Origin of the sequence: Achromobacter pestifer (assembly GCF_902859625.1) — a bacterium.
Taxonomy (GTDB): Bacteria; Pseudomonadota; Gammaproteobacteria; order Burkholderiales; family Burkholderiaceae_B; genus Achromobacter; species Achromobacter pestifer.
On record NZ_CADIJX010000001.1, the window covers coordinates 1,451,364 to 1,476,704 of the forward strand.

The window sequence follows — 25,341 nt, forward strand, 5'->3', positions numbered from 1 at the left end:
GAGCGTTCTCGGATTGCTGGTTATGGAGGTGACAGTCTAATCACATACTCATAAGTATGGACAATTTCATACCCGAGGGTTTTCCTTATATATCAACGGCATTTTTCGATTGATATCTGGCCATATGGCTCCTAACATACCTTTCAGTATGGTGATTGATACGCATAAGGATGGAAACCGATGGCACTTGCTTGGCCCCCTCCTCCCGCCGTGCCGGCCCGCTGGTTGACGCAGGCGCGCGCTGTCGCCGCGCAGCCCGAACCCGAAGGCAGGCCCCCGTCGTTGACCGATAGCGGCCTGGCCGCGTTGTGCGATGTGCGGCAGCTTGCCCCGGCCGCTACCGTATTGGCCGTGCTCGAGGTTCTGTCCGCCCACCGCCCGGTGTTATCCGTAACGCTGGCGGCAGCCTGGTGCGCGGCAGAGGCCTGCGCGGATCTTGCCCCCGCCAGGCGCGGCAAGCCAACGGCGATCGGTACCGCCACCTGCCTGGCGGATGCGTTGGCCCCCGCCAGTGGCCAGCCTGCCTTCAGCGCCCAGATGGAAGGCCGGGCGTGGCGCATTCAAGGCACGTCGGCCTGGATCGGTGCCGACCCCGGCGCCCCGCTTCTGGTGTTTGCCCACCATGCGGAAGCTGAGGCGGTATCGGCTTTCCTGCTGCCCACGGATACCCAAGGCATCGAACCCTCCCCATCAGGCTCGGCCAATGGCTCGGTCACGCTGGATGCCAGCGTCCGGCCGGAACGCTTGCTGGGCGCGGCCGGGCAGGCCCGCGACGCCATGTTGCGCACCGATGCGCTGCGTCGGTTGGCTGCGGCGGCCCAAGCCACCGGGGTCGCGCTCGCGGCGTTTGAAATCGCCACCCGCACGCTGCCCGCCGCTGATGCGGCGCCGTCACGCAGCGCGCTGGAACTGGCGGCCTGCGCCAGCGCGCTCGCGGCAGTGCGCGCCATGCTGCAAGAGGCCGGCCGCGCCGCTGACGCCAACCAGGACATCCGGCTGCTAAGCGCCATGGCGCTGCTATCGGCTGGCGAGGCCGCCGAGCGCATGCTGGCAGCCGCCCTGAAAAATGCCGCCGCGTCTGCCTCGGTGGACGCCTCTCCGCTTCAAACCTTGTTGCGGTCGCGCCATCTCCATCAAGCCACTGCCGGCCCGCTGGAGGCGCAAGCCGTCCTGCTTGCCGGCGCCATTCAGCCTCCTTCCATTTTGCCGTCTTCCGGAGCCACCCGAGCCATGTCTCACGCCCCTACCTCCCGCCCGGACGAACCGCCGGATCGTGTCGCGGAAATCCTTGACGCCGCCGCAGACGCCTTCACGCAGCAAACCTACGACACCACGACGCTGGACCAGATCGGCGAAGCGCTGGGCGTGACCAAAGGCAGCATCTACCACCATTACCGCAGCAAGGCGCATCTGTTCACCGCGGTCTATCAGCGTGCGCTGGAGATGAACATCGCCACGGTGGAACCCATCGCCAGCCAGGCGGGCGTCCGCGCGATCGACAGGCTGTACCGCATGGCTTATGCGCACGCCATGCAAGTCATGAAGCATCTTTCCTATCAGCGCGTAGCGGTGCAGGGCCTGGAATCCCACTTGATGGGCCGCATCAACGAAGAACAGCGCGCCCGCCTGGCCGAAGTCATCAGCCTGCGCGACCACTACGAAGAACTCTTCGTGAACGTGCTGGCCCAGGCCATCGAGGCCGGCGAACTGCCCCGCCAGAACGCCCGGCTGGCCGCCAAACCGCTGTTTGGCGCCATCAACTGGACGACGATGTGGTACCAGCCCCGCCCCGGTGAAACCCCGACGGACAGGGACCGCCTGGCCGCGCACCTGGCCACCTTCGTGCTGTCCGGCCTGACTCAAGCCTATCAGCCTGCGCCTGCCACATTGCTGGACATGCCGGCAGAAACCACCGCCCAGGGACAATGACGATGCACGCCTCCCCTACCCCTGCCACCACCGATGACGCTGCCCGCTGGGGCGCAGTCGCCGAGTGGTACCACGCCTACTTCACCGGCTTGGTGATGACGATGGTCACTCGCCGCAGCAGCCGCGAGGCGGCGGATCTGGTCTTTCATATTTTCCGAAGGCAGCATCTGGAGCGCTTCCTGCCCGGGCTGGAAAAGCTGGGAATCACCGGCCTGCCGCCCGCCGTGGCGGCGGCGCGCTACCACTACCTGTCCAACGCCATCGGCGGCGTGCGGGTGGAGTACATGGAAGAAACGCCGCGCAAGGTCTGGGTGCGCTATCCCACCCCGCGCTGGGCCTGGCAGGGCACGGCGCTCTGCGCGATTCCTGGCGAAGTCTCCCGCGCCGTGCTGCGCGGCTGGCATGCCCATAACGGCGTCTCGCTGGGCACGCGCCGGTTGGGCTTCGTTTGCACCAAGCAAGCCATGGACGGCCAGCCTGGCCTGGAAGGCTATTACTGCGAATACGACCACGACATCCCGGAGGACGAACGCCTGCGCTTTGCTCGTGGCGAGGAAGCCCCGGCATTCGAGCCATCCCGCGCCCCCACCCTGCCGACTGCGACGTGGCCGCAAGACCGCCTGCAAAAAGCGCGGCGCAACTACGCCATGGAATACGTGCGCACCGCGCTGCCCGAATTGATCGCGTTGCACGGCCCGCACGAAGCCGCCTGGCTGGGCGGCATGACTGCCCGCCTGATCGGCATGCAGTTCTACAGCAGCACCGCCGCCGCCTTCGGTCTTCCCGACCAAGGCAGCGCGCAGGACTTCGCGCGCTTCATGGTCGCCCTGGCCCAGGCGCAAGGCGACCAGGCCGAACTGATCGACGACGGCGGCGCACCTGGCGTGCGCCAGAGCACCTGGAAATTAATGGCTGGTCTGACGCAATTGCATGGCGCGGCCTTCGACGCCTGGAACTGTCTGCTGGAAGGCGCGCTGTCGGCCCATGATCGCCATCTGGACTTGAAGGTGACGCGCCGCCTGGACCAGGGAGACGGCGCCTTTGAATGGCGTATCGCTCCGCGCGGCATCCTGGCCGGCCCCATTCCGGGAGGGCGGACATGAACGGTTCAAGCCTGAGCGGGTTGCGCGTGATCGATGCATCGCGCGTGCTGGCCGGCCCCTATTGCGGCCAGATGCTGGGCGACCACGGCGCGGACGTCATCAAGGTAGAACCCCCCAGCGGCGACGAAACACGCACCTTCGGCCCGCCGGTGAATGCGGGCGGCGCGGCCTACTTCCAGGCGCTGAACCGCAACAAGCGCGGCGTGGTGCTGGACCTGAACCGCGAAGACGCACGCGAGGTCTTTTGGCGCATGCTGGACACCGCAGACGTGCTGATCGAGAACTTCAAGGCCAGTACGCTCGCGTCTTGGGGGATCGCCGATCCCGCGGCATTGTGCGAACGCTTTCCACGATTGATCCATTGCCGCATCACCGGCTTCGGCGACGATGGCCCGCTGGGCGGCCTGCCGGGCTACGACGCCGCAGTGCAGGCGGCTTGCGGACTGATGAGCGTCAACGGCACCGCTGACGGGCCGCCGCTGCGGCTGGGCGTCCCCATGGTGGACCTAAGCACCGGCATGCAAGCGGCGATCGCCGTCCTGGCGGCGCTTGCCGAACGCGCCAAATCCGGCCGTGGACAGCTTTGCGACGTCGCGCTGCACGATTGTGCGCTAAGCATCGCCCACCCGCATCTGGCGAACTACTTATGGACGGGCAAGGTGCCGGAACGCTCCGGCAATGGCCATCCCAACATCGCACCCTACGACGCCTTCGATACCGCCACCGTTCCCGTGTACGTGGCAGTGGGCAACGAACGCCAATTCGCCACGCTATGCGCTGCATTGGGCGAGCCCGCTTTGGCCCGCGACCCCAGGTTCCTCTGCAATGTGGACCGCATCGCCCACCGCGCCGAGCTGCGCGCGGAATTGGAGCGGCTGCTGGCGGATCGTGACGGCCGGGAAGTCTCCGACGCCTTGATGGCCGCAGGCGTGCCGGTTGCGCCGATCCTGAATGTGGCCGAAGCGATCGCGACCCCCCATGCGGCGCACCGGCAAATGGCACTGACCCGTGGCGACTACCGAGGCCCGGGCTTCCCCGTGAAACTCAGCCGGACACCGGCATCACTGCGAACGCTGCCTCCGCTACCCGGCGAACACAGCGACGACGTGTTGCGGGAAGCCGGCTACGGCAGCGCCGACATCGCCCGGCTGCGCGACGCCGGTGCGCTAGGGGATCCGGACTGAAATCCGGCAGTGGACGATTCCACTGCATCCGAGAAAAAACCGCGGCACAGCGGCTTCCGGCAATACGACAACAGGAGACAACCATGAAATTGCATCACCTGCCTTTGCTTGCGGCCATACTGCTTTCCGGCCCAACTGCCATGGCCGCGGGCGACTTTCCGACGCAGCCCGTGCGCATCGTCGTTCCGCACCAACCGGGATCCACCACCGAGATATTCGGCCGCATGCTCACACCCGAGATGAGCCAGCTGCTGGGCCAGCCACTGGTCATAGAATCGCGGGCGGGCGCGGCTGGAACCATCGGCGCGCGTGACGTGGCGCTGAGCAAGCCCGACGGCTACACGGGGCTGATGAACGCCTCGATCCAGGTCATGTACGCGGGCATCTTCAAGACGCTGCACTTTGATCCCATGAAGGATTTCACGCCCGTCGGCGTATTCGGCTTCGCCCCCATGGTGGCGGTTGTGCGCACCCAATCTCCCATCAAGAGCTTTCGCGACCTGATCGAGACGGCGCGCGCCAAGCCTGGCAGCGTGACCTTCGCATCGGGTGGACTGGGATCGCTGCCGCATCTGGTGGGCGAACTGGTCAACCTGAGTACGGGCGTGCAGATCACCCACATCCCGTACAACGGCACGGGCCAGGCGCTGACCGATGTGCTGGGCGGGCACATAGACGTGCTGTATGCGTCGGTCGCCAGTGCGCTGCCCCAGATCAAATCGGGCAAGCTGCGGGCGTTGGCGATTACGTCGGCCTCGCGCATCGATCTGCTGCCCGAGGTGCCCACCATCGCTGAATCGGGCATCCCCGGATTCGACGTGACGTCGTGGTATGGCTATTGGGTGCCGAAGGGCACGCCGCGCGCCGTGGTGGACCGGCTGAACCAGACCATGCGCGACGCATCCGCCATGCCGGCGGTCGTCAAGCGGTTGACCAGCGATGGCATCATCCCCAGCAAGATGGATGCGGGCGAATTCGCGGCCTTCACCGAATCGGAAAACAAGAAATGGCTGGACGTCATGAAACGCGCCAACGTGCAGCCCAACTGAAACGCGGCGCCGGGCGTCAAACGCCCGGCGCCGTTTGCGCGTTTATACCGGGCCGGTCCATTCCGTGACGAAGTCGCGGAAGTTCGGACGGTTGGCGGGCGGCACGGCGCAAGCCGGCGTGCCGATGGCCAGATAGCCCAGGAAGCGATAATCCAGCGCATCCAGGCCCAGCGCATTCTGGACGTCTTCCACATACGTGCCGACACCGGTGCTCCAGAACGCGCCATAGCCCAGCATGTGCACGGCGTTCAGGATGTTCATGACCGAGCAACCCGTGGCCAGCAGTTGTTCGTGTTCCGGGATCTTGGTGTTGTCGTGCGCGATCTTCTGCGCCACGGCAATGAACAGCGGCACGCCGGCCATCCATTCCCGCACCGACTTTTCCTTTTCGGGCGTCATGCGCGGGTCGCCGCTACGCTTGACGGCTTCCAGCGCCACGTCAGCCAGCTTGCCGATGGCCTCGCCCTGAATCACGACAAAGCGCCACGGACGCAGTGCGCCGTGATCGGGGGCCGACATGGCGGCTTGCAGGATCTGTTCGAGTTCGTCGGGCTTGGGCGCCGGGCCCCGCAAGAACTTCACGGAACGGCGCGTGTTCAGGGCGTGCAACGGCGTGGCGGTGGTGGTTACGGTCATTGAGTCGGGCGCAAATGGGAAAGAAACAGATTCTCATATTACGCCAAGTCGCCGCCCGCCCCCGCCATCCCCCCGCCACGCCAGAGGTCATTCAATCTGAATGTTCACTTCTTTGATGACGGCCGCCCACCGCAGCAATTCCGCGTCTACGAACTTCCCCAACTCGGCCGGGCTGCTTGCACCGGGCGTCGCGCCCTCTCCCTTGAAGCGGGTTTGCAGGGCCGGTACGGCCAGCGCGCGTGCAACGGCCTGATTCAATACGTTGATCACCGCGTCGGGCGTGCCCTTCGGCGCCATCAACGCATTCCAGGTGTTGATCTCGTAGCCTTTGAACTGGGCCGTTTCGGCAATCGTGGGCACGTCCGGCAACTCATTCGAGCGTTCCCGCGTCGTCACCGCAAGGGCTCGCAGACTGCCGGCCTTGACCTGCGGCAGCGCCGCAGGCAGCGTTGCGAAGCTGAATTGCGTCTCGCCGCTCATAACGGACGAATTCGCCAGGGCGCCGCCACGGTACGGCACGTGCTGAATCTGCACATGCGCTTCCGACGCGAACATGGCGCCGGCCACGTGCACCGGAGAACCGTTGCCGCTGGACGAATAGTTCAGATCGCCCGGTTTCCCGCGCGCCAGCTCAACCAGATCCGTGACCGAGGCCACCGGCAACTTGGGGTTGGTGACCAGCACCAGGGGAATCGACGCGATCATGCTGACGGGCGTGAAGCCGCCCACGGGGTCGTACCCCAGCGACTTCCGGTACACGGCCGGATTGATGCCGTGGCTGGATACGGTAGCCATGAACAGCGTGTAGCCGTCAGGCGCGGACTGCTGCACCGAAGCCGCCGCGATGTTGCCGGCGGCGCCTGCCTTGTTCTCGATGATGATGGGCTGCTTGAGCTCTTTGCTTAATTGTTCGCCCAGCGCGCGGGCCAGAATGTCGGTCGTGCCGCCTGCCGCATAACCCACGACGATGCGGATGGGCTGGCTGGGATAGCTGGCTTGGGTTTGGGCCTGGACCGGCGCCGCGGCGCACGCCCAGGCCAGTCCCGCCACCGCCAATGTCAGGGAAGTCGTTTTCATCACTGTCTCCTCGTCGCCGCGCTGCTTGCGCGATCTGTGGCCCGCCCTTTTCGGAAAGTCGAGGCGGATGCCGGGGGAACCAGAGCCCGGCCGGATTCAAGACGCAGCCGTCCCCTGGCCGCGCCGGAATGCGCGTGGCCTGAAGCCTGCGAAGGGAATCCGGCCTGGCGCCGGCGTCAGGTGCCGGTGAACACCGGCGCTCTTTTCTCCGCGAACGCCTTGCGGCCCTCGCGATAGTCGTTGCTTTCGAAGCACTCCATGACCAGCTGGCGCATGCCCTCCACGTCAACCTCGGGCCCCAACTGCTGCATCTGGCGGATCATCCGCTTGCCCGCGCGCAGCGTCAGCGGCGCATTGGCCTGAATCTGGGCCAGCATCTTGTCCAGCACGGCGGGCAGCTCGCCGGCAGGCGCCACCTTGCTGAGCAGGCCAAGGCCTTTGGCCTCTTGCGCGGTGTAGCGCGCCGCGGTCAAAAAGATCTCCAGCGCATTGGCAGGCCCCACCGCCGTGACCAGGTTGCGGATCGCGGTCAACCGGTAGCCCAATCCCAGCTTGCCCGCCGGAATCGCAAACGAACTGTCATCCGAGGCCAGCCGGATGTCGCAGCACAAGGCGATGTTCAGCCCCCCGCCAATGCAATAGCCCTGGATGTACGCCAGCGTGGGCTTGTCGTAGTCATACAGCGCCAGTTGCGCGGCCTCGGCCACGCGCTCGTATTCCTGCACGGCCTCTTCACCGCTGCGCAAGGTGTCGAACTGCGAAATGTTCGCGCCGCTGACGAATGCCTTGCCACCCGCGCCCTGCAACACCACTGCACGAATCTCGCGATCCTGCTTGAACGCCTCCAGCACGATCGGAATGGCCTGCCACATCGCATACGACACGGCGTTGTGCCGCTGCGGATCGTTGAATGTCAGCCAGCCGACCGCGCCGCGCTTTTCAGCCACGATGTGGTCGGTGATCTCGCCTTGCAGGATGCGTTGGATGTTCACGGTTGCTTTCCTTGTATGACTGTCTGATGTCTTTGAATGCCGTTGGTCAGATGCGTGCGCATGGCCAAGCGCGCCGCGTCGCTGTCGCCGGCCGCGATTGCATCGAAAATCAGGTGGTGCTCGCGTTCGATTTCTGCCACCCGTTCGGTGCCGGCGCTGGTGTAGCGCAGGGTCCGGACGGCGCTGCGGAACACGTGCCGCAGATGCGCCAGCAAACGGACGAAATAGGGATTGTTGGTGGCTTCGCCCACCGCCATGTGGAAGTCCAGGGCGTGGTCGGCGCCCGCCTCCCAGTCATTGCCCGCGGCGTCGACCCGCAGCAACGCCTGGCGCAACGTGTCGACCTGTTCGGGCGTGCGGTGCAGCGCCGCCTGGGCCGCCGCACCGGATTCCAGTTCAACCCGCAGCCAGAAGATATGCACCAGCGGCTCGGGTTGCAGCAGATCTTCAGGCGCGATCTCGAAATTCCGCGTACCCACGTCCAGGGCCACAAAGGTGCCCACGCCGCGCCGGGTGTCGACATACCCCGACAGCTTCAGGCGGGCAATCGCTTCGCGCACGACATTCCGGCTGACGGCGAACATCTGGGCCAGCTCGAATTCCGTGGGCAGCCGTTGACCGGGCTCGAACTCGCCCGAGACGATCTTCCGACGAATCTGCGCCGCGATCTCGTCGGGCAGATTGTCAGGGCGTCCAAGGCTGGAAAAAACCTGGTCGGCGGCAGTGGAAGGGGCGTTCATCATGGGGCTGTCTCCGTCGGGGCCGCCGAGTTTCCGGCGGCCATGGCGGCGATATTAGCCTTGCGCTTCAGATCACGCCGTCCTGGGCCAGTTGCCGCAGGTCGGCCGGCGCCAGACCGAGCATGCCTCCGTACACGTCGCCGTTGTGTTCGCCCCGCTGAGGCGCGGGCGCCATGTCCCCGGGACCGGTTCGGCTCAGGATCATGGGTTGCCCCACGACCGAGATCGGCCCCAGCTCGGGATGCTGGATCTGGCGGCAGAGATTCAGGTGGCGCACCTGCGGATCTTCAAACGTCTGGTCCATGCCCAGAATGGGGCCGCAAGGCACGCCCTGCTCATTCATCCGCGCGATCCAATCGGCCGTATCGCGGGTGGCGGTGCGTTCTCCGATGGCCGCATTCAGCGCGGCGCGATGGCGTGCGCGCAACGGCACCGTCAGGAACCGCTCATCATCGATCAGGTCCGGAATTTCAAGCACCCGGCAAAGGCGGGCGAACATATCGTTGCCCATGGCGGCGATGTTCATATAGCCGTCCCGCGTGGGGAACACGCCGGTCGGGCTGCTGGTGGGATGGTCGTTGCCGCTTTGGCCCGGCACTTCACCGTTCATGAGCCAGCGCATCGCCTGGAAATCCATCATCCACACCTGCGATTGCAGCAACGACGTCTGCACCCACTGCCCCTGCCCCGAGACCTCGCGCTCCAGCAAGGCAATGAAGATGCCTATGGCGCAAAACAGGCCCGAGGTCAGATCGGCAATGGGGATCCCGGCCCGCATCGGACCTCGGCCGGGTTCCCCCGTCACCGACATCAGTCCGCCGATGCCCTGCGCGATCTGGTCCAGCCCCGGCCGGCTGGCATAGGGACCATCTTGTCCAAAGCCCGACACGCTGGCGTAGACGATTCCCGGATTGATCTGCCGCAACGACTCATAGTCGATGCCCAGCTTGAACTTCACGCTGGGACGGTAGTTCTCGACGACCACGTCCGCCTGCCGCACCAGGTCCAGGAACAGCGCCCTGCCCTGGGGATGCTTCAGGTTCAGCGTGACGCTGCGCTTGTTGCGATGGGTGTTCTGGTAATCGGCAAACTGCGCGGAACCGCCCGGCTTGTCGTCCTGCTCATCGCCGGGTTCCTCGATCTTGATGACCGTGGCGCCCCAATCCGCGAACTGCCGCACGGCCGCAGGCCCCGAACGCACACGGGTCAGGTCCAGCACGGTGAATCGGCTTAACGGTTTTGAGTCCATGTTTGTCTGCCTCGCATCTTGTTGACCGAAAAGCGTGCCGGTACGCGGGCGGGCTTCGATCATTTGTTGGATGTTGGACATCTTACATGTCACTTGGAAGCAGAACAATGACGCGATTCGGGTTGAAGGCTGGGAGTTTCCCTAGGATCAGCCTGCTGAAACTTAGGGGGATTGCCAGGGTCAGCCGATGTCGGTTACGGCTTGCTCGCAAATTCGCAGCGCTTGGCGCAACGCGGTATCGACCGACCGTGGCGACATACCCAGCCAGTCCGCGGTATCGCCGCGGCTTCGGCCCTCTACTCGCAATGCGACCAGCACGGCCCGTTGCTGCCGGGACAAGCCCTCCATGACGCGCGCAAGCACCGACAACGCCGCTCTACCCTCAACAATGCGTTGCGGGCCAGGGGTATCGTCGATCAGGTCAGGCAGGCCGGCGCCCGGATCATCCAGCGACAGCCACGACGTCTGCGCGCGCAGGCGATCGATAGCAAGATGGCACGCCATGCGGAACACATAGGCCTCTGCATTGCGTACCTCGCCCGCGACCGGCCGGGCAAGCCGCAGCCAGGTTTCGTGCAGGCATTCGCCGGCCAGGTCGGCACAACCCAACCGCCGCGTAAGCCGGCGATGCAGCGCTGCGTAGCCGTGGCTCAGTTGATGGCGCAAGCGCGCCGCGTTGTCCATGCCGGCCGCGCGGATGGCGGCCGTCGGTTTGGCCCCGTCCACGTTGTCGTCATGCCGACAGTCAGCAAGCGGCTCGGACCACGCCAAGCGCCGGGACGCACGCCGCGCATCGCCCTCGCACCATGACGGTGGCACGGCGGGAGACGGCCGATGGGCGCCAATCGATATCGGGTTCATCATGCTCAGGTAGGTCCGTTAACGGCCGTCCGGCGTGGATGGACGCCAGGCCACGATGGATGAAGGACGCTGGGGCAGGCAGGCCAGCGCAACCGCCCTGGCCTGCCCCGCCACTGCCGCTACAGTTGGCCCAGGTTGCCCTGTTCCCGCTCGGTCAACTGCTGCCGTGCCTGTGGCGGCAATTCGCCCAGCCCCAATACCCGCACTGCGCTGCCGGGGTCATAGGACGCCGATGGCGCAGGCGGCTTGGCGGGTGGAGCGCCTCCGCCGCTATCCGCCGGTAGCGGTTCCGTGCCGAATCCCAGGATCTGCACGCTGATGACCGAGGGCTGGTTCTGCCGCGCCGCCGACCGCTCGCGTTGCATGACATCCTGAGCCGCGGCCGATGCGGTCGTCGCCGCCGCACTGGCGCTGGCCAGTGCATTGGTGTTGACCGACACCGTTACCGGAATGCCCTTGCTCTCGCCTTGCACCTGGATGTTGGCCGCGTTCACCACGTGCAGCGCCGCCACGTTGACGTTGCCCGACACGCGGATGCCCGCCTCGCCGGCGTCGATGGTGCCCAACGGCGCGATCAAATCCACATCGCCCGCAGGCACTTCGGGAATCGGCGCCAGCGTGCCAATCCCCGCCCCGGTGGAAGGCACGGTGGGCGCCAGCGTGACGTTGCCGTAGGCGTCGTAGACGCGCCGTGGCGGGGTGTACAGCACCGTGGTCTTGGCGCCACGGCCGGCATTGATGTCGCCTTGCGCCGACCAGGCCTGGATATGCCCGCCGAACGTGGTCATGATGCGGCTCTGCCCCAACAACACACTGCCTTGCGCATACAGCTGGATGTCGCCCTGCCCTTGGGTCACGACGCCCGCGGAAGCTGGCGGCGCCACGCCTTCCACTCCCAGCACCTGCTGCCCTCCCGGCGTCAGCAGTTGAATGTTGCCGCCAAAGTTGCTGCGCAAGCCCGCGCCGCCGTACATCGTGAAGCTGCCCTCGTAGCGCAGCGGCGCCCCCGCTGCATCGGTATCCGGGAACAGCGCCGCAATGGCCCGGCGTCCGCGCAGGTAGCTGCCAAAGCGCTGGCCGCCTTCGTCGTTGTACTCGCGCCCGCCCTCTTTCAGTTCGGCAAAGAACAGTTGGCGGGCGTAAATGCCGCGCTCGGACGGCGCCAGCGCGGCGAAGGCTGCCGCCGCGCTGTCCTCGCCACCGGCGTAGCCGTGATGGTTGCGCAGCCAGTTCACCAGGTACCGGCCGCTGTCCTGTTCAAAATCCTGCGTCAGATCGCGCCGGGCCTTGCCCGGATCCGCGTCGCGCAACGCCTGTTGGCGAACCAGTTCGGCCGCCGCGCCGGCGTCATCACCGGTATAGCCGTAACCGGCCTGCAACCAGCCGCGCAGCGTCAGTTCGCCGCCGTAGACTTGCGCCACCTTGTCCGGATTCGCGCCCAGGGCGTCACCCGCCGACAGTCCGCGCGTGCCATCCAGATAGCGCGAGAGGAATCCGGCGTAGTCCGGACCCGCCGCACCGACGCCCGCCAACACCGCAAGATCCGCCCCCAATCGCGTGTCGCCACGCACGATCGCCCCCAGGCTGCGCACGCTTGCCGCGTCATCCTGGCGCAACTGGCGCGCGGCCTGCATCAGCAGCGTGCCAGGGCCGGCCACTTGCGCGTTGGCGTAGACGATGTCGCGGCCTGCCTCGATCAGCGAGAAGTCGCGGGCCTGGTTGTGCAGCGCCATGACGTCCAATCGCAAGATGTCGCGGCCGGCGCGTACCGATACCGGCACGGCCGCCTCATACCACGTATTGATGCTGCGGCGGGCGCCCCCCAGGCCGGTTTGTCTCATGTCGACCACCGCGCCGCTCTTGAGGCCCACGATATCGCCTGTCGCGGCGTAGAACCGGGCGATGGAGGCATCCTCCTGCCCATGCAGCGCGCGATCCAGCGGCGTGCCAGGTCCGAACGCGAAGAGCGGTTTCGAATCCCAGGCACTCGCCTGAAGCGTCCCTTCGACACTGGTGTTGGTCAGCAGGAAATTGAAATTGGGCCCCGTGTCGAACGCGCTGAAGGCTGGGCGCAACGGCGTGGGCAGCGGTGCGTCGGCGCCCGACATCGACACCGCATGCGCCTCATTGGCCAGGATCGACTGCCCCGCCAACATCTCCAATTGCCCGCCTGGCGACGGCGCCAGCAAAAGCACCGGATTGGCGATGTCCGCGTCATTGCGGGCCAGCACGATGTTCCCGTTGGCAGCCACCGCGCGCAAGATCGAGGGATAGAGGTAATAGGAACGGCCCGTCGAATCGATGGACGTCAGATCTGGCCTGAGCTCGTCGCCGGAATAGCGGCTGGAGGCGACGGTCATGGGCGTCAGGTTGCCCCCCGCCGAAAACAGATTGATGGCAGTGGACGGTGTCCAGAGCGTAAACCAGCCCTCTCCGCCGCCCGTTGCCGCCAGCCCGGTGCCGATCCGTTGGTAAGGGCTGGAATTGACTTGCCTGACGCGCCCCGGGTCGCTGACGCCGCCCAGCACCAGATCGGCGCGCGTATCGACCGAGGCGACCGCGTCGCCCAACACCAGGCGCGGCCCGCCCATGGGCCGAGCGCCGGCCAAGGCATAGGGGTCCGTGGCACGCAGGCCCGCGCCATCGCCATAGCTCAGCGCCATGCCGCCCATCTGGCCGGCGGTCACGGTCAGTTTTCCGCGCAGATTGGCCAGCACGCCGTTCAGGTCCAGATGGTCCGAGCCGCCGGAGTACGAACCCATCGCGTCCAATTGCGAGGCGCGCAATGAAGGATTCAAGCTGCCGCCGATGCGCACGTCCAGGTCGCCGCCGCCCGTCAACAACAGGTTTCCGTCCACGACCCGCCCGGTGCTGCCCACCACCGCGGTCAGCCCTTGAGAGCGAGGATCCACGCCCCCGGTGAAGCGCGCCGCGTCGCCGCGCGCATCCCTTAGGCCCGCATCGCGCCCGGCGGCGATGCTGACGTTGCCGCCGCCCAGCGCGCCAAACCCGGTGAACCCCACCAGCACGGGCTGCTTGTTGCCGCCATTCGCGGCGCCTTCGGCCGCATACGCCCCAAAGTTGATCCACCAGCTTGGCGCAATGTCGGCCACGTCGGGCGTGCCGATGCTGCCCTGACGCCACAGCCAGTTGCCGGTCGAGGTCGTGGCATAGCGTGCGCGGGTGGTCGTTCCATCCATGGATACACCGCTGTCGGCGTTGGACCCCAAGGCGTCGCCGTAGACATCGCGGCCCGCCACCACCGTGAGGTTGCCGCCCTGGTCCGGATACCATGCCTGGTAGGCCGCCATCGCGGCGTCGTACTTCCCGTCCAACTGGACCAAGCCCAGCGGACCATTCTTGCCATCACTGCCGCGGGGCAGATTGAAGCGCGCATCAGCCGCCCCCAGCGAGGTCGACACACCCGCGGTATAGACGCCATACAGCGACGTCATGCCCACGTCGCGCCCGGCCAGCAACGACAGATCGCCCGCCCCGGTGCGCAGCACGCTGAACGCGGGCGTACCGAAGCCGTACTTGAATTCCCGGGTGACGATGGTTTCGGATGTGCCGCCACCCGAGCAATTGCTGGCATCCGCGCAGAACTCGTCCGGCGTCAGGCCGATCACGACGGCCAATTCCTCCACCGGCTTGCCCACCCAGCTGGTATCGCCCCACCAGTTCATCGAGCCGCTTTCGGACACGGTGCGCGGCGCGGGCTTGCAATAATCACCCCAACCACACATCTGCTCCCAGTCGAATCCCCATTCTTCGGCCAATTCCTTGATCGGCTTGCCCACCAGCAAAGGATCTCCGAACAGTTCGTCGGCCCCGGCTTGCGTCAACACCATGACGCCCACGAAGATCGTCTTGCTGGTCTCGGTCGCGCGGGCCGATTGCCCATAATGCGTGTCGGCCAGCACCAGATCGCCCTTGCCAAGCACATTGCGCGCGCGCACATCGGCCGACTCCAGATCCGCCCCCGCCACCGCCGTGAGACTCCACGCCGTGGCGCCCGGCCCCAGCATGGGCGCCAGCGCCCAGTTGCGGCCCTGCTTGCCATTCGCATCCTTGGGCCGCAGGTCCACCGGTTTGCCGTCCAGCAGGACGACCTTGGTCTGGCCAGGAATGAGCGATCCCTGCGCCAGCACGATACGCCCGCTGGCCTCAAGCTCGGTGGGCAGCGCCACGCCCTTGGGCCACGTAAACGCCTGTACCGAGGCCGCCGTGCGCAAGATGAATCCGGCGCCCAGCCGCGCGCCGGGCGCAAGTTTGACGTCATTGGCCAGCACCGTGCCCGCACGCAGGACGCTGCCATCGGCGGCGGTGACGTCGCCGGTCAGCACCAAACCCGTCGGCAAGGACAGTTCCGCGCTCAATGTCATCGTCACGGGCAGCACGGTGCCCGAGGGCAGCGTCGCGGGTTTGGCGGGCAGATCGTAGTTCAATGCACGGCCGGCGGGAAAGGACGTGCCCGCCTCGAGCTTGACGCCATCAATGGGCACGACGATGTCGCCGCCGTAAGGCGTCACGGCCAGCGATCCATAGCGCGCCTGGACCAATTGCCAGCCCGCGTCATCGGGCGATTCCGGCGGCGGCGCGAAGCCGTCGTTGATGCTGCCGTAGATGTTCAGGTTGCCGCCGGCGCGCAACACCAGCACCCCCGGTTCGCCATACCCCCGCCGCGCCGCCGTGATGCGATCGACGTTCGGCCCATAGCGATAGTTGGACAGATCGATGTCGCCCACCACGCTCAGATCTCCGTCCGGGGTGGCGCTGACGACCTCAACGCCAGGACGCAGGTTGTACCCGCCCAGCCCGGCCAGGCGCGCGCGCAGCGCGGCATTGGCCAACGCGGCATTCATGAACGCCTGGCTCTGCACATCGATGCCGTCCAGATAGGCTTGCGAGATCTCCTGCGGCCGATTGCCGGTCACGTCGGGCATCGCGGCCAGTGGCGCATCGTTGTAGCGGCGGAAAGCATTCACCGCCACCGTCTTGGCGCCCAGTATCGCGGGGTTGCCCGCCACCGTCACCGCGACATCGCTGGCGCCATCGCCCGAACCGGCAATGGCGCCTTGCTCAACGCCGCCGCCCAGGCGGCGTGCATTCAGGTCCAGCGTGCCGCGGGCAACGCCATCGTATAGGGCCGCCGCGGTGCCAGCGCGCAGATCCACCTGGGCGCCAGCGCCCAGCATCAGGGTTCCCTCACGCGATGTCAGGTCAACGATGGCGCGGTTGACGCTATCGATGATCTTGCCGTAGCTATCCACGCGCACACCCGTGCCATGCGCGTCCAGCACGCCATTGACGACGAGATCGCGCATGGCGGCCAGGCGGATGCTGCCCACCTGCGGGCCGCTGGCATCGATGCGGCCGTTGACCGTCAGGCTGCCGCCGTCGAGCACCAGCTCCACGTGCCGGGCGCGCAACTCGTCGCCGACGGCAAGATCGCCCTGCTTGATCTGAAAGCGCCGGGCCCCGAACACGCCGCCTTCGGTCAGGCGCGCATTCAAGCCGGCAAAATCGGCCAGCGTCTGCGCGCGCACCACGGCTTCGGCGCCGTCATAGGCCACCATCGTGCCGCCGGCGTCGAACATGCCGGATGCCGTGCCGAGGAACGCGCCGCCCAGGTCCACCCGTCCGGCTTGCGCGCCCAGCGCCACGGCCTGGATGCGGCCGGCGCGGTTGTTGCGCGCCGACACATCGATGACCGCGCCGCGCGCCTGCGTGATGTTGCCCGCGCTGCTCTGCAATTCGACATCACCGCCCCAGCTATAGCGCAGCGCATCCAGCACGCGGACTTCCCGGCCCGCCAGGTCGATCCGCGAATTGGCGCCCAGCATGATGTCGCCGTCAGCCTGGATCGACAACTTGCCCGACGGCAGCGCCACCGTCGTATCGAGCGCGACGCTGCGGCCCGCCAGCGTCAGGCTGGCGCCCAGCGCATTGCGCGCCGCGGGCGCCGTGCCCATGCCGGCCACGCTCAGCGCGCCGCCGGCCTTGATGCTCATGGCCGAACCGGCCTCTCCCGTCAGCATGGGCGTGCGGATCAGCAGATCGCCGCCGCGATAGCGCCAGCCCGTTTCAGGCGTGTAACCCTCTTGCCCTTGATAGACGGACAGGCTGCCCTTGGCTCGTCCCGAGACCATCTGCGCGGCATCGATCGAAACGGAGGAAAAGCCCAGCGCCAACCGCTCTGCCGGCGCCAGCCCGTTGGACAACAGATAGGGCGACGCCTCCAACCGCACGACGTCGGCGATCAGGTTCAGGCGTCCGTTGCCCAGCGCGTCCAGTATTGCCCCGCCCGGGGCCTGCGGCTTGGCGTCGCCCACGCCGCTGGCGCCGCTGCGATCCGCGGCAAGCGAGCCTGCCCAGACGAATTCACTGGCCGCGATGGTGGCCGTGTCGCCCGCCGCGCCATAGCCGTACATGGCGGGCGCTCCCAACACGAGGCGCTGCAACGAGCGTCCGCCCGCGCCGCGCGCATCGAGCGACACCGAGCCATACACGTTGACCGACTCGCCCGCATTCAAGATCAGGCTTTCCAGTGCCGGCGCATTCAGCGCGGTATTGCCTTGCAGCAGGTTCGCCAGCACGCCCTGGTTCAGCGCCAGGCCCGGCGGCAGATGGCCCGCCGCGGCGGCGCTCGCCAGCGCCTCGGCGCTGCCCAGGTTCACCGCCGACACACTCAGCGCCAGATTCCGCGTGCCGTACTGCACCGTATCCCGCCACGTGAACGCGCCGCTGGTGGCCGCGCCAATCGATCCTTCCGACACCAACAGCGTGGTGTTCGCGCATTGCGTGACGCAGCCTCCCACGTCAACGGACGTGCCGCCGTTGGTGGGCGGCAACAGGTTCACCAAGCCATTCGACACCGCCAACACGGCGCCTGAGATCGTCGTGTAGTACCGGCCCGAGCGCGCATCCTGGGCCACCGCGCCGCGACCGATCGTGGACAGCGTCGCGCCCTGCTCCACCACGATGCCGCGCCCACCCTGGTTGGCGTAGAGGAAGATTTCCGGCGCCAGCAGCGTGGCGCCGCTACGCACCAGCAATTGCTGAGCGTCGCCGCCGATGCTGCGCGCGCCTTGCTCGTAGTTGCCGCCCGCGCCCGCCAGCCCGCCCAGGAACATCGCCCCCGGGGCGAACGCATTGAGGTCCGCGGCATGGATCGCGGCCGCTTGCGGGGCCAGCGAGGGCGTCTGTCCGGGCGCCAGGATCTCCAATCCCGCGGCCGGGCCGGTGACGATCAGGCGGCCCGGAGACGCGCCCTGGTCCTGCGGCGCATCGAAGCGGGCCATGCCCTTGAACGACAGCGCGGCCTCTTGCGCCATGCCCGCGCCTTGCGCCAAGCTCAGTTGCAGCGCGCGCGCATCGCTGGTCAGCATGCCGCGCAACGTGCCCTTGCGCGCCGCGTCCGCCAGCACGAAGGCGTTGTAGGACGTTTCGTTGTACTGCGCATGACGCCGCACGACGTCGGCCGGCGTGATCAGCAGGCGGGTCGACAAGGCCGCTTGCTGTCCGGTCAACGTAGATCCCAGCCTGCCGCTGCCCACCCACGAGCCGCCTCGCGTACGCGCCGCGACGGCCACGTCGGCCACGCCCTGCGCCCCCAGTTCCACCCGGAACGCCCCCGGCAACAATGCATAGGTGGACGGCAGAAGCGTGTACGTGCCGGCCGCCAGGCCCGGCACGCCCGCGTCGATGGTGATCTGGCGCCCCACGGCCGGATTGCCGGCGCCGGCCTCCGCGGCGATGGGCGCCTGCATGCCGGAAAAGCCCGGCACCAGGGCATACACGGCATTGCCCGAACGGCTGAAGGCAAAGCCCGGATTCGCGTCGGCCATGGCGTAGCGCAGCACATCCACCGAACCGCCACGTCCGCGCACGAATCCGCCTCCCGTCAGTTCGCCGCCGCCGGACAAGTCCAGCACGGCGCCTTCGGCCACATCGATCACCTTGCCCTGGATGTTGATCTTGCGCGCCAGAACGCCATCGGAACCGGTTGCCTCCAGCTGCACGTCCTGCCCGGCATACCGGTACTTCACGCCGTCCACCGTGCCGCCATAAGGCATGAGCAGCCCGCCGCCGCTGATCGACGTCACGCTGCCCGGCAGGAACCGGACCGTGCTGGGCGCGGCCGAATTGCTTTCGAAGGTAATGCTGCCCAAAGGCGCGCGCAGCACACCGCCCTGCTCGATCAGCGGCGCCATCAGCGAAATGCCGCTGAACGCGGAATACGGCATCGCTGGCAATTCACCGGCTGCGCGGCGCAGTGTCAGCACCCCGTCGGGGTTGTAGCTGTAGATGTCGCCCTGCGGGCCTTTGGCAATGTACTCGCCCACGGCCAATGTCGCACCGGCCCCCGTCGTCGCGTAGACCTGCGCGGACGTCAGCGTCATGCGGCTGGGGGCCGCCAGCTTGGTCCCCATCCCGCGAGTCGCGAAACCGCTGCTGCCCAGCCGCAGGTCGCCCTGGACGTCGAAGCGCACGTCGTCAAAACCGATCAGGTCCCTGCTGCCGCGCACGTCCATCAATTTCGCCGACACCTCCAACTGGTGTCCCGAGTGGTAGTACGGCAGGGGCGACGGAACCAGCTGCAAGAAGAAGTCGGCACCGTCCAGCGGTTTGTAGCGCGCTTGATTGAGCAACACGTAGGGCGCTGAGAGGCTGACGACGCTGGCATCGGCCGAACCTTCGACCAGCGACAGCGCACCGGAAAAACGCAGGCTCCGCCGCAGCGCCAGCGCCACGCTGCCCTCGGTGCGCACGTTGGCGTTCACCGCCAGATTGTCGAAGCCTCCCGCCTGGATGCGGTCCACGCCCAGCCGCGCCTTGCCGTAAGTCAGCTCGGGGCTGGCTTGGCCGGGCAGCAAGGCGGCGGCAAGTTCGCCATCGCCCTGCTGTTGCGCCAGCACCAGCAGCCGCTCGACCTGCACTGCCTGTTCTGGCGAAAGATTGCGTTGATAGAAAGCGCCGCCCAGCGACACGCCCAGGGTGCCGCCCGCCGCTTGCGGCGATCCGGCGGCAGCCCGAAGCATGCCGTCCAGGTGCAGGCTGTTGGCCGAGGACAGCACGATCGTGCCCCCATCCGATCCCACCACCGTGGCGCCACGCCCCGGCAGATCCAGCACCGCCTGCGTACCCGAGGCATCCAGCACGGCGCCCGGACGCAAAATGACATGGCGGTCGATGGGCCGGCTGGTGATGTCGGTGTCGGTCTCCCAGTCGAGCTTGCCGCCGATCTCGATCGTGCCGCCGGCCTGCACCACGCCATAGCGCTGGCCCTTGGCGTCCACCGCGACATGGCTGCGTCCAGCGGTGTCCAGTACCGCGTGTTCGCCGATCCACACCGATCGCGGGTTGGCCTTGGGCGCGTAGGGCTGCTCGCCCAAGCGCGGCTCCTGGATCGAGATAAGCCCGCCCGGCGCCTCCAGGCGCCCCAGCACGGTCAATTGGTCCGCGCCGCGCAAATAAATGGAATGGCCGGGATCGACACGCACCCGCGCGCCTTCGCCCACCACGATGGGACCGCCTTCCGCGGCCCGGTCGGAATACAGCGCCAGATCGGCGCCACCGCGCTGGGTCAGCTGGCCGCGAACCGGATTCTCCATGTATGCCGGAGGCATCCACAACGTCAGCACATCGCTGGGCTGGGCGCCTGAACCCGGCGCTTGCGCGGTGCTGGACTCCAGCCGCAGCACCGGCATGACGACATCGATCTGCGCGCCGTCCGCGACGACAAGCCCCCCGCGGCCATTGACCTCGTACTTGGCGAAGCCGGTACGGAACAAGGAGGGGTCCAGACGCAACGCTGCCGGGTCTTGCGCATCCGCCGCTCCGCCCAGCACGATGTTGCCGCCGCTGGCCACCAGCAACGTGCCGCCGCCCGTGACGCCGTAGCCGCGCACCTCGCCGTCGAACGCCAGTGTGCCGCCGCTGGAAGGCACCTGGCTTTGCACATACGCCGCCAGCGTCGCGCTGCCGCCCTTGCCGCCCAGCAGCTTGCCGTCGGCCAGCACCGACGCCCCGGCCGATACGTCCACCACGCTGCCCGCATCGACGCTCACGTCACCCGTGCCACGCAGCGCCACGCGGCCGCCGTCACGCACCGGCAAGCCGGCAAGCCCTTCGGCGTCGCGCCGCAGATTGGCCCAGACGCCACGGGCATCCAGCATCACGCCCGAGGCGACATGCAAGCGCGCCACCTGCTTTGCCGCGGGCGCCTGCGCCGTCTCCTCGATCCGCGCAGCCGCAAGGCTGGGTTGCAGCAAGACGTTGCCCGCCTGGATCAAGCCGCCACGGCTGACCAGATCGGCCTTGATGTCCACTTCCGGCGCGTAGAGCGTGATCTCGCCGCCATCGGCGCCGCGCAAGGCGGCGTCGACCGTAATCGTCCGACCCGCCGCGATGCGCACGCGGCCAAGCGAAAAGGCGTTGAGCCGGTCAACGTCCAGGAACAGCTTGCCCTGGTTGTCCTGGGGCAAGGCGGTGCCCAGGTCCCAGCCATCGGCCAGCCGGTCACGCCCCGTTCCGAGGGTGACGTCGGACACCGTGTCGGTCGTGGCGCCCAGTTGATAGTGCACCAGGCGCGTGACGGGATCGTAGTAACGCAAGTCGTTGCCCACCACCAGCCCGCCACGGCGGGCCACCGCCAGCTGCGATTGGCTGTAGCCGTCCAGGCCGGCCTGCGGGGCGCGGTCCTGGCGCACTCCTTGATAAGTGTCGCTGACCAGATCGCCTTCCAGCACCGCGCTGCGGGTCGAGATGACCAACGCGCCGGCGTCGCGCCCCACCGTGTAGCCATCTTCGTAGCGCGTGCGCGGCGCCAGCAGCGCGTTGTAGAAGCGGCGCGTGGCCTTGTCGCCCCAGCGTGCCGAGGTTTGCTCGTAGCCGCGATACAGGCCGGTGTACAGCAGGTCGGCCGGCGCGCGGTCGGCCGTGTACAGGCGCCCGTCCTGGCCGCGCAGCCAGGTCTGCTGCACCGTCCCTGCCGCCACGTCCAGCGTGCCGCCCGACAGGTTGATCGTGGACCCTGCCTGCGTCACCACTTCGTTGCCTTCAAAGCGGACCTCGCCGCCCTGCGCCAGCCAGTGGCTGGCGGGCACGCCCAGCGTGCCCAGATAGCCGCCCACTTCAAGCAGGCCGCCGCCGCTGTACCAGCGCTCGCCATCGTAGCCGCCCGCGCCATTGGCCAGACGGATCAATGCGCGGCGGTCCAGCCATACATCACTGTTGTTGAGCCGGGCGTCGTCGCGGTTGATCGGCGAATCGCGCTGCTCGTTGCCTTGCAGGTTGATCTTGAGGTTGTTCGATTCCATCGACACGGCCACGCCGATCGCGCCGCCCACGTCGATCTGCGCGCCCTCGCGCACCAGGGCGCGCGTGCCGGCCTTGACCGCCACCTGCCCGCCGGTGGCCAAGGTCAGCGACCCGCCCTGAAAGTCGACCGCGCCGGCGCTGTCCACCTGCACCAGGGACAAATCGCGCCGATTACGATCGGCCTGCGCCAGCGTGCCGGTCGCACTGGCGCTGGCCGGCATCAGGTTATCGCGCTGGCCGTCCAGGGCGGTGGCATTCTCCGCGTCCACCAGGATGGCGGTAATGGCGTCCGGACGCAGCGTCACGGACGCATCCGCGCCCACGCCATTCAGATGGATGGTGCCGCGCGCGTCCACCGACGTGGTCGACGCCAGCACGCCCGCCTGCTCGACCGTCCGGGCCGCCAGCGTGATGTCGCCCAGCGGCGACAGGATCAAGCCACGGTTGACCGCCACGCCGCTGCCGGCGGGAACGATCTCGTTGCCCCGCGTGGTCGATGCGACGTTGCCGTCGGTGCCCTGGCCGCGCTTGATCACGAAGCTGTCGCCCGCCGCCAAGGCCGCCTGCCCGCGGGGCGTGGCGATGGTGCCGGCGTTGTCGACCTCGCGGCCCAGCAGCAGCACGTAGCCGCCGGACTGCGTGACGGTGGCGGGACGGTTGGTCTCGATGACTGCGCCGGGACGCAGCTCGACCTTGCCCAGCGCATCGGCGAAAGTGGGCGTCTTGTCATCCGGCCCGTACAGCCCGCCGTTCTGAAACTGCGCGTCGCTGATGTTCGCCGCCGCTGCCACCAGATTGCGCACGTTCACCTGCGAGGTGCCGTCGAACACAACCCCGTTGCGGTTGACCACCATCACCGAGCCGGCGGCCTTGATCTGCCCCTGGATCACGGAGGGCCGCGCCTGCGGGTCGTTGACGCGATTCAGCACCGCCCAGGCCGGATCTTGCCGGAACTCGACCGTGGTGCCCTTGCCGACGTTGAACGTCTCCCAATTCAGGATCGCTCTTGAACCCGTTTGCTCAATGGAGACCTGCGTGCGGCCATTCCCGTTCGCAACCGTCGGCGCCTTGGCATTGATCCAGCCCGCGGTCAGCGGATTGACATCCACCTTCAGACCGCCCTCGGCCAGCCCTTCCGGCACCGAGCCGCCCGAAGCCAGTGCGGCATCGCGTGCGGCGCGTTGCGCTGCCTGCTGCGCAACCACCGACGCCGCGGTGCGCCCCATGTTGGCGACTGAGCGCTGCAACTGGTCACGCGCCGCTTGCGCCTGGCGCGCGCCGGTCAGTGACGTGACGGGCGCACCGTTGGGCAACCTGCCCGTGGCGGCGGTCTGGGCCTGCGCGGCGTTCTTGGCTGCAAACCAGCCGCTGCTGAACGCCTGCTGCGCCGAGGCTGGAGCCACCGCGCCTCCCGCCACCAGCAACACGGCCAGTGCCGATGGCAATGGCTTGAGCCGCGCTCCCCGCAGGCCTGCCGTGGCAGAACGGGTCATCGGGAATTTGCGGGAACGCAATGTCATGGCGAGCAATCCTGATCCGAATAAGCAAGGGAGTGGCAGCACGCCATCCGCGCGATCAAGCGCGTAATGACGGCCCATACTCCAATGACGGAGGAATGCGATGAAACGGCTACCGAAAATCAGCGACTATTTTGTAACCGCCCAATCAGCTCAACAACACAATGCCACCTGGCAGCTCGCTCAACTGCGCCCCGTACAGGTCGCGCAACATGCGCAGCGCCAGGCCAGTTTCGGTGATTGCAAAACGCATGCGCACGCGCCGGGCAGCCAGGTCGGCATTGCGCAGAAGCACGCGGCCAGGGCGATAGCGGTTGATCTCTTCGACCACCTCCGCCAGCGTCTGTCCCGAAAAACTGAGCGTGCCCGTGCGCCAGGCGTCCACCTGCGCCATGTCCACCGACAACGCCATGCCCAGGCCCCTGTCGTCGTAGGTCACCTGCTCGCCCTGCGCCAACGTCTGGCGCAAGCCAGCCTGCTCTACCTCGACCGTGCCCTGCAAGCAGGTCACGCAGACTTGCGGCCCGGTATAGCGCAGATTGAAACGCGCCTGCCGCGCGCGCGTGACGCCATCGCCCGCGTAGACGGCCACAGGCACGGCGGCGGCGGTCTCCACCTGGGCTTCGCCTGCAACCAACTCGATGGCATCACTTCCCGAGGCCTCGCCCCGCCGGTTGATCCGCGTCTGCGTATTCATCTGCACGTGCAGGTGGTCCGACAAGGCAAGCGTGCGCTGTTCGGCCGTCGCCGTGCGAAAGTCGGCGGTGAAATCCAGCAACGAAGGCCATAAGGAAAGCGGCGGCCACAGCGCCACGGCAGCGCCGCCCGCGGCGATGGCCGTTCCCAGGAACGCGCGACGTGCCGGACGGCTTGGACGCCGCGCCGGAGGATGCGCCAACCCCGGGTTGCGGCTGGCCGCCAGGCGCAGCACCGGATCCATGTCGCGCCATAGCCGCGCAACCTCGCTCCAGGCTCGCGCATGCGACGGACTGCGCGCGCACCATTGCTTGAGCGCCTCGGCATCGCCGCGCGTCGCATCGCGGTCGCGCAGGCGCAACCACCATTGCTCGGCTTCTTGCCGCAGACGGACGGGATCTTGTGGGGAGTTCATGGCGCCAAGCATCGTGTCAGAATTTCCGCCGGCCCACAAGATCGCCATTGTCCACGGCTTGCGTACCGGCCAAGCGTTCGCGGCAATGCCGCATGGCCGAGGCCAGCTCCTTTTTCACCATGGCCACCGATATCTGGAAGCGCTCGGCAATCTCGGCATTGAGCAGCCCGTCCACGCGCGCCGCGGCCAAGATGGCGCGCTGGCGTGGCGGCAGTTCCTCCATGGCCGCTTCCAGCGCCTGCACGTCCAGCCGCGCGGCAACAATGCGCTGCGGGTCGGCGGTCTCGTCGGCGACATGTAGCAGCGCGTCGCGCTCATCGTCGCACAGCGGTTCACGGTTGCGCCGCCAATCGTCGGTGGCGATGCGCGCGGCCATGCGCAACAGATAGGCGTCTGGATTCAGCACCGGATTGGCGGGCTTGGCCACAGCCAGCCTCAGCCAGGTTTCGTGCAATGCCGCGGAAGCCTGGTCGCTCGATCCGACGATGCGTTCCAGGCTGCGCCGCAGTTCGGCATAGCGGGCAATCAGGCGCAGACGCAACAAGGCGGTGGAGATCATGGACATGCG

The 25,341-nt window shown here is 67.3% G+C and carries 13 protein-coding genes; 4 read left to right on the forward strand and 9 right to left on the reverse strand.

Annotated features, from left to right (window positions below; all coding sequences use genetic code 11):
- Window positions 1–180: 180 nt before the first annotated feature.
- From HV753_RS06330 to HV753_RS06345, 4 genes are all read left to right on the forward strand, one after another.
- Window positions 181–1,929 carry a TetR family transcriptional regulator gene (locus HV753_RS06330; RefSeq protein ID WP_175173526.1) on the forward strand — a complete coding sequence of 583 codons (1,749 nt, stop codon included), beginning with the start codon at window positions 181–183 and terminating at the stop codon, window positions 1,927–1,929.
- Between the two features lie 2 nt (window positions 1,930–1,931).
- Window positions 1,932–3,032 carry a hypothetical protein gene (locus tag HV753_RS06335; protein ID WP_175173527.1) on the forward strand — a complete coding sequence of 367 codons (1,101 nt, stop codon included), beginning with the start codon at window positions 1,932–1,934 and terminating at the stop codon, window positions 3,030–3,032.
- Entirely contained in the window at window positions 3,029–4,216 is a 1,188-nt protein-coding gene (locus tag HV753_RS06340) for a CaiB/BaiF CoA transferase family protein (RefSeq protein ID WP_175173528.1), read from the forward strand. Before HV753_RS06335 ends, HV753_RS06340 begins: the two co-directional genes overlap by 4 nt.
- A gap of 83 nt (window positions 4,217–4,299) precedes the next feature.
- Window positions 4,300–5,265 carry a Bug family tripartite tricarboxylate transporter substrate binding protein gene (locus HV753_RS06345; RefSeq protein WP_175173529.1) on the forward strand — a complete coding sequence of 322 codons (966 nt, stop codon included), beginning with the start codon at window positions 4,300–4,302 and terminating at the stop codon, window positions 5,263–5,265.
- Window positions 5,266–5,307: 42 nt separating this feature from the next.
- Here the strand turns inward: HV753_RS06345 and HV753_RS06350 are convergent, their stop codons facing one another.
- From HV753_RS06350 to HV753_RS06390, 9 genes are all read right to left on the reverse strand, one after another.
- Entirely contained in the window at window positions 5,308–5,901 is a 594-nt protein-coding gene (locus HV753_RS06350) for a nitroreductase family protein (protein WP_175173530.1), read from the reverse strand.
- Window positions 5,902–5,988: 87 nt separating this feature from the next.
- A complete protein-coding gene (locus HV753_RS06355) occupies window positions 5,989–6,978 on the reverse strand; it encodes a Bug family tripartite tricarboxylate transporter substrate binding protein (protein WP_175173531.1) in 990 nt (329 codons plus the stop codon).
- A gap of 176 nt (window positions 6,979–7,154) precedes the next feature.
- A complete protein-coding gene (locus tag HV753_RS06360) occupies window positions 7,155–7,970 on the reverse strand; it encodes an enoyl-CoA hydratase (RefSeq protein WP_175173532.1) in 816 nt (271 codons plus the stop codon).
- Complete coding sequence (locus tag HV753_RS06365) at window positions 7,967–8,710, reverse strand: FadR/GntR family transcriptional regulator (protein WP_425485880.1); 744 nt, start codon at window positions 8,708–8,710, stop codon at window positions 7,967–7,969. Before HV753_RS06365 ends, HV753_RS06360 begins: the two co-directional genes overlap by 4 nt.
- Before the next feature lie 67 nt (window positions 8,711–8,777).
- Window positions 8,778–9,959: a CaiB/BaiF CoA transferase family protein gene (locus HV753_RS06370; RefSeq protein WP_175173534.1), complete on the reverse strand. Its 1,182-nt coding sequence runs from the start codon at window positions 9,957–9,959 to the stop codon at window positions 8,778–8,780.
- Window positions 9,960–10,139: 180 nt separating this feature from the next.
- On the reverse strand, window positions 10,140–10,823 hold the full coding sequence (locus tag HV753_RS06375; protein WP_175173535.1) for an RNA polymerase sigma factor: 684 nt from the start codon (window positions 10,821–10,823) through the stop codon (window positions 10,140–10,142).
- Window positions 10,824–10,939: 116 nt separating this feature from the next.
- On the reverse strand, window positions 10,940–23,665 hold the full coding sequence (locus HV753_RS06380) for a filamentous hemagglutinin family protein (protein WP_175173536.1): 12,726 nt from the start codon (window positions 23,663–23,665) through the stop codon (window positions 10,940–10,942).
- 145 nt (window positions 23,666–23,810) lie between these two features.
- A complete protein-coding gene (locus tag HV753_RS06385; protein ID WP_175173537.1) occupies window positions 23,811–24,773 on the reverse strand; it encodes a FecR family protein in 963 nt (320 codons plus the stop codon).
- A gap of 16 nt (window positions 24,774–24,789) precedes the next feature.
- On the reverse strand, window positions 24,790–25,338 hold the full coding sequence (locus HV753_RS06390) for an RNA polymerase sigma factor (RefSeq protein ID WP_175173538.1): 549 nt from the start codon (window positions 25,336–25,338) through the stop codon (window positions 24,790–24,792).
- Window positions 25,339–25,341 lie beyond the last annotated feature (3 nt).